At 74.3% G+C, this 5503-nt stretch carries 5 protein-coding genes and 1 pseudogene; 5 read left to right on the top strand and 1 reads right to left on the bottom strand.

The annotated features are described in order from the left end of the window. Nucleotides 1-4 precede the first annotated feature (4 nt). Together GTY56_RS18775 and GTY56_RS18770 are read left to right on the top strand one after the other, a co-directional pair. Entirely contained in the window at nucleotides 5-178 is a 174-nt protein-coding gene (locus GTY56_RS18775; protein WP_078615318.1) for a thiazolylpeptide-type bacteriocin, read from the top strand. Between the two features lie 34 nt (nucleotides 179-212). After that, nucleotides 213-386 carry a thiazolylpeptide-type bacteriocin gene (locus GTY56_RS18770; RefSeq protein ID WP_078615318.1) on the top strand — a complete coding sequence of 58 codons (174 nt, stop codon included), beginning with the start codon at nucleotides 213-215 and terminating at the stop codon, nucleotides 384-386. Nucleotides 387-487: 101 nt separating this feature from the next. Here GTY56_RS18770 and GTY56_RS18765 read toward each other — a convergent pair whose 3' ends face one another. Then, nucleotides 488-1084, bottom strand: coding sequence for a DUF7010 family protein (locus GTY56_RS18765; RefSeq protein ID WP_346345515.1), 597 nt, complete (start codon nucleotides 1082-1084; stop codon nucleotides 488-490). Between the two features lie 307 nt (nucleotides 1085-1391). On the opposite strand from GTY56_RS18765, the gene GTY56_RS18760 reads away from it, so the two are divergent. The 3 genes and pseudogenes from GTY56_RS18760 to GTY56_RS18750 all read left to right on the top strand — a co-directional run. Then, nucleotides 1392-2468, top strand: coding sequence for a hypothetical protein (locus tag GTY56_RS18760; protein ID WP_202510409.1), 1077 nt, complete (start codon nucleotides 1392-1394; stop codon nucleotides 2466-2468). Then, nucleotides 2465-5077, top strand: coding sequence for a lantibiotic dehydratase (locus tag GTY56_RS18755; RefSeq protein ID WP_161366506.1), 2613 nt, complete (start codon nucleotides 2465-2467; stop codon nucleotides 5075-5077). The genes GTY56_RS18760 and GTY56_RS18755 overlap by 4 nt, the downstream gene beginning before the upstream one ends. Next, nucleotides 5074-5503, top strand: a pseudogene (locus tag GTY56_RS18750) (hypothetical protein); the annotation flags it as partial. The gene GTY56_RS18755 and the pseudogene GTY56_RS18750, both read left to right, overlap by 4 nt.

The following is a 5503-nucleotide window of genomic DNA, read 5'->3' as shown; positions in this document are numbered from 1 at the left end:
CGACATGACCGCCAAGGACATCAAGAACCAGGACGCGGACAAGGCGTTCGAGGGCTTCGACGCGGACGAGCTGGAGACCCTCGAGGTCACCGACGGCGTCGCCCTGCCGGAGATGGGCGCCTCCAGCGGCTCGATCGGCACCTCCTCCTCGTCCTCCAGCACCTGCTCGGCCTGCTGAACCACTCATCCCGGATCTTCGGAAGGATTTCGACATGACCGCCAAGGACATCAAGAACCAGGACGCGGACAAGGCGTTCGAGGGCTTCGACGCGGACGAGCTGGAGACCCTCGAGGTCACCGACGGCGTCGCCCTGCCGGAGATGGGCGCCTCCAGCGGCTCGATCGGCACCTCGTCCTCTTCGTCCAGCACCTGCTCGGCCTGCTGAACCGGCGTCACGGCACCAGCACCACAGCGTGAACGCAGAAGGATGCGCCTGTCCGGCTACGGCCGGCCGGGCACATCCTTGCGTTCGGCGCCCGGTGGGCGTCAGCCGCGCAGGGCCAGGTGGTACGACGAGGCCCACAGCACCAGAGCGCTGCCCAGGCCCACCACGATCCGCACGGTCTCGCTCGCGAGACCGGCCGCGACCAGCACGAATCCGGCGACCGCGACGGCGGTCAGCAGCGACGCCGTCCACCGGTACTGCCACTGGTCGTACAGGCGGGCGAGCGGGAAGAAGTGCAGCCCCACGACGAGGGCGATGCCCGCGGGGACGGCCTCGGGCCGGCCGGCGGCGTTGGACGCGGCGATGACGGCGAAGATGGCCGCCAGCTCGACGGTGTTGACGATGCCCACGCCGCGCGCCCAGTTGGCCGGCAGGTTCACCATCCGCGGCGAGGGCGCGGCGTCCTTGCGGTACCCCAGGTAGATCGCCGCCGCTGTGAGCAGCAGCGCCGCCGCCTCGATGCCGAGCGGCGCGGCATCCGTCGCCGAGCCCGTCCCGGAGGCCGCCGCCAGGGCCCACATCAGGGCGAACACGGAGAGCACCAGCACACCGCGGCGGCGCAGGGTGCGGGTGAGGGCGAGGCACTCGGCGTCCGTGGCGGACGGGGTGGGGGGCGTCGTGGGGGACGTAGATGTCACTCGCGGAGAGTACACCGGCCGGCCGGCCTTCTTGACGGTTTTCGGTCAGCCCACCGGCACCCTTGAAACGGAATACGACATTCCGACCTTGCACCCCCGGACGGGCGTCACGGAAACGATGACGTATGTAAGCGCCGGACCGTTTTCCCTTCCGGCCCGAATTCCCGCCGCCAATCATGGGATTCACGTTCTCGAATTCATTGCGGCTCTTCTCGGAAGGTGAAAGGACATGGGGGTTCACGCTCCGGAGCGCATTGCCGTGAGGCCGGATTCCGGCGGCCTGACGGGGGTGCGACTCCATACCCGGATGCCGGTGACACCGGCCTGGCTGGCCCGGCACGTCGTCCCGGTCGCCCGCGGACTGGGCGAGCGGGGCGTGCCCGGCGTGCAGGTGCGCCGCGGCTGGCTGCACGGACCGCACGTCGACGTGCTCGTCCCGGCCGGCGCGGTGCCGCCCGGCGGTGCCGTCGACTGGGCGGCGATCGCGGCCGCCTGGGACGCCGGTCCCCTCGACCCGGCCCGGGCCCTGACCGAGGAGGTGTATCTGGACCAGGCCCGCGAGTTCGGCCGCCTCGAAGCGGTGGAGCCGCCGTACCTGCCGCTGCGCGAGCACGGCACGGTCCTGCGCGTCGGCCCCGGCGATCCGGCGCTGCACTCCCGGGAGCCGCGCCTGGACGCCCTGCGCACGGTCGTGCACGGCGCCCTGGCGGCACCGGTGCTGACGACGATCGAGGGCCTGGCCGAGGAGCCGGGCAGCGGCACGGTCCGGCTCGCGGAGGCGTTCGCCGCCCTCGTCGACACCCACGCGCTCGGGCCCGGCCACGGGGTGTTCTCGCCCCGCTCGCACGTGGAGGCGTTCCTCGCCTGGGCGGCTCCCCGCAAGGACATGCGCCCGGTCTTCCGGGAGCGGCTCGCGAAGGAGGCGCCCCGCATCCGCGAGGTCGTCGAACAGCGCCTGAGCGGTGCGGTGTCCCCGGCGGCCGCCCAGTGGCGCACCGCGTTCGCCTACGGCGCCGGGGTCCTGGACCACGCCGTCGCCACGGGCGCCCTCACGCCGGACCTGCTCGACTCCGTCACCGACGGCGTGGACCGCAGCCGGATGGGCCCGCCCGGGGCGGAGGCGGTGGTGCCGCGCGGCGAGCAGCCGGACACCGACTTCCACCGGACCGTCCACGGCTCGGGGGCGATCAGCACCCCGTCCCCGTTCTTCGCCGCCTACCGCCTGCTGACGAACCTCTTCTACCAGCAGCTGCCCCTGCTCACGGTCTCGCCCATGCAGCGCTACTACATGTGCTTCGCGCTCGCCGAGACCGTCGACGAGGTGCTCGGCAGCAGCTGGCGGGAGCGCCTCACCGCCACGCGACCGACGGGAGCCCCGCGATGACCAGCCCCGAACCCCAGTGGTTCCTGCGCGTCAACCCGCTGCGCAGGACCCGCCTCGCCGACCCGGAGCAGCGCCGCCTGCTCGGTGAACTCGCGCGGGCGGAGGCGGAGTTGAGCGAGGCCGCCGAGGTGTGCTCGCAGGAGCTCTACGAGCGGATCGGCGCGGCCGGCTCGGACGCCGAGCGGCGCGAGCTGATCGCGCTGCGGCGCGCCATCCACAACGGCCGCGCCCCCAGGAAGACGCCCGAGAGCCTCGAAGCCACCCCGTCGGTGGCCCGCTGGCTGGCCGCCTGGACCGGGCGGGAGCACCTGCGCACCACGGTCACGCAGGGCTACCCGGCCGCGGCCGACCGCGAACGCGCCGTGCTGGCCGGCCTGCTGGGCGACGGGGACCTGCTGCGCTCCCTGGCGCTCATCGCCCCCGAGGTGCACCAGGAGGCCGAGCGCTACCGTGCCGCGGTCGAGGGCCCGGGCAAGGTGTCCGCCCGGACCCGCAAGTCCGAGCGCGGCCTGATCCAGTACGTGACCCGCGCGATGGTGCGCACCAGCCCGCTCTCCCGCTTCACCGCGGTGGGAATCGCCGAACCGGCCCCGGCCGGCGACCCGGACGCCGTCCGTCCCGGCGAGGTGCCCTTCACCGGCGCGCACGCGGTGCCGGGCCTGGACCGGGTCATGCTCCACTACGTCCTCGGCGGCCTGCCCGCCGACGGCACCGACCTCAGCACGCTGTGGGTGGGGATGCCCCCCACCTCGGCCCCCGACCCGGAGTCGGGCAAGCTGTTCTTCCTGAAGTTCTCCGAGCAGGGCATGCACCGCCTCGCGGTCCCGCTCGACGGGCCCGTCGCCCATCTGCTCGACGCGCTGTCGATGGGGCCGCGCAGGTTCCCGGCCGTCGTCGGGCACGTCGCCGCCCGGGCCGGCTGCTCCGCCGAGGAGGCCGAGGGACGCGTACGGCAGGCCCTGCACCAGGGCGTGCTGTGCACGTTCACCCGGCCCGAGGAGGAGACCGCCGCAGGTGACTACGACGAGCTGCTGACCCTCCCCGATGCCGAACAGCCGCCCGGAGTGCGGGAGCTGGCGAACCGGGTGCGCGCCGGACTGCCCCGGGTGACCGAGGCGCCGGCCTCCGAGCGGGGCGCGCTGCTGGCCGGGCTGCGCGGGGACCTCGGCCGGTTCAGCCAGGCGGCGGGCCGCCCGGCGCACATCACGGTGGAGGAGGACTACGTCATGCCGCCGCTGAAGGTGGCCGCCTCCGACTGGCACGCCCCGCTGACCGGCCTCGGCCCGGCGGTGGAACTCCTGACGGTCTTCGACTGGCTGCACGACGTGCGGGTCCTGATGACCGCCGCGTTCGTGGAGCGCTTCGGGGCCGGGGCGAACGTGCCGCTCGCCGAACACGCCGCGTTCATCGTCGGGGAGGTCTCCCGGCGGGCCGCCGCGATGGCCGCCGTGTACGGGCCCGAGGGCACCGGCCAGGCCGCCGCGCTGTCCGGGATCGGACCGGCCGACGGCTGCCTTGAGCGCATGTACCTGCTGCGCCGCGAGCTGTCCGAGGAGGTGCACGCCCTCCTCACCAAGACCGCCCAGGCCGGTGAGGACACCCTCCGGCTCACCGCGGCGGACGTCACGGAACTGACCCGGGCCCTGCCCGACCGCTTCCGCAGCGACCCGCTGATCTACGGCGTGCTGCTCCAGCAGGCCGGTGACCAGCTCGTCCTCAACGACGGACTGCCGGGCCACGGCATGCTGTACGCGCGCTTCCTGGAGGCCGACCGCCGCCAGGGCGGCCGCGCCCTGCCCCGTCTGGCCGAGCACCTCAGGCGTTTCTACGGCCACGACGGCACCCGCATCACCGAGGACCTGGGCCTGCACCGCCTCAACGTGAACGCGCACACCCCCGTGCTGCCGGGCGGTCTCACCGCCGAGGACTGGTTCACGCTGCGCCTGGCGCACGACCCGGAGACCGACACGCTGCGGGTCGAGGACGCCGACGGCGCGCCGCTGCGGGTGCTGCCTCTGGGCACCGGCCACCCGGGCCTGTTCCCGCCGCCGCTGTCGGTCGCCTCCGGCCTGGTGATCAGCGGCCGGCTCTTCAACAGCCTGCCCAACTCCTGGCACGCGGCGACCCCGTGGGACGGCAAGCACACCCGCGTGGCACCGCGCATGGCCGTCGGCGACATCCTCATCGGACGCCGCCGCTGGTACGGCGGCGGCGAACTGGACACGGCCGTGGCCGCCGGGCCCGACGAACACGAACGGCTCCTCGCCCTGACCGCCTGGCGCTCCCGCCACGGCGTCCCCGAGGAGGTCGTCATCAAGTCGGCGCCGGAGGACGAGGGCCCGCTCTCGGTGGGCGCCCCCGACGTCCAGTCCAAGCGGCTGGCGCAGAAGCCGCAGTACGTCGACCTGTCCAGCGCCCTCGCGGTGCGGGTCCTGCCGCGGATGCTGGAGCGCCGCGGGGCCGGCACGAGCTACCTGGAGGAGGCCCTGCCCGGCGTCACGGACGGCACCCACGCCACGGAGTGGGTGCTCGAAGTGGGGCGCGGGGCCGGAGGCCGCTTCGCCTACCACCCGGCCGACGGCGGGGCAGTGGAAGGAGTCCGGTCATGACCGTCACCGATGTCGAGAGGACCCCGGCGCGGACGGCTCCGGGCGCCGAGCCGCTCCTGGCCCGGCCCGGGCTGCACTACGCGCCCGTGCCGGGGGGCGTCTACTTCAGCGGCAGCCGCGGGCAGTTCGTGCTGCGCGGCTCGGAGCTGCTGTACGCGGTGGCGGACGGCTGTGTGCCGCTGCTGCGGGCGGGGACGACGGAGGACGCCCTGGTCGCCGAGTTCGGCACCGAGCGGGCCCGGCCCGCCGTACGGCACCTTCTCGGCAAGCTCCGCGAGAACGGCCTGCTGCTCGATGCCGCCGCGCTCACCGAGCCGGAGCCGCCGGCCGCCCTGGCCGCCCGGTACGCCGAGACGCTGGCCCGCCTCACCGCCCGCCTCGACGACCCGTACGCGGCGTTCGCCCGCCTGCGCCGGGCCCGGGTGC

Source organism: Streptomyces sp. SID5643 (assembly GCF_009872555.1).
GTDB lineage: Bacteria > Actinomycetota > Actinomycetes > Streptomycetales > Streptomycetaceae > Streptomyces > Streptomyces iakyrus.
Note: the sequence above shows the minus strand (reverse complement) of the source record. Positions and strands in the feature narration are given on the sequence as shown.

Excerpts from the sequence above, each read along its gene's own strand:
- GTY56_RS18770 (WP_078615318.1), top strand. The coding sequence starts at position 213 with ATGACCGCCAAGGACATCAAGAACCAGGACGCGGACAAGGCGTTCGAG.
- GTY56_RS18755 (WP_161366506.1), top strand. The coding sequence starts at position 2,465 with ATGACCAGCCCCGAACCCCAGTGGTTCCTGCGCGTCAACCCGCTGCGC.
- GTY56_RS18760 (WP_202510409.1), top strand. The coding sequence starts at position 1,392 with ATGCCGGTGACACCGGCCTGGCTGGCCCGGCACGTCGTCCCGGTCGCC.
- GTY56_RS18775 (WP_078615318.1), top strand. The coding sequence starts at position 5 with ATGACCGCCAAGGACATCAAGAACCAGGACGCGGACAAGGCGTTCGAG.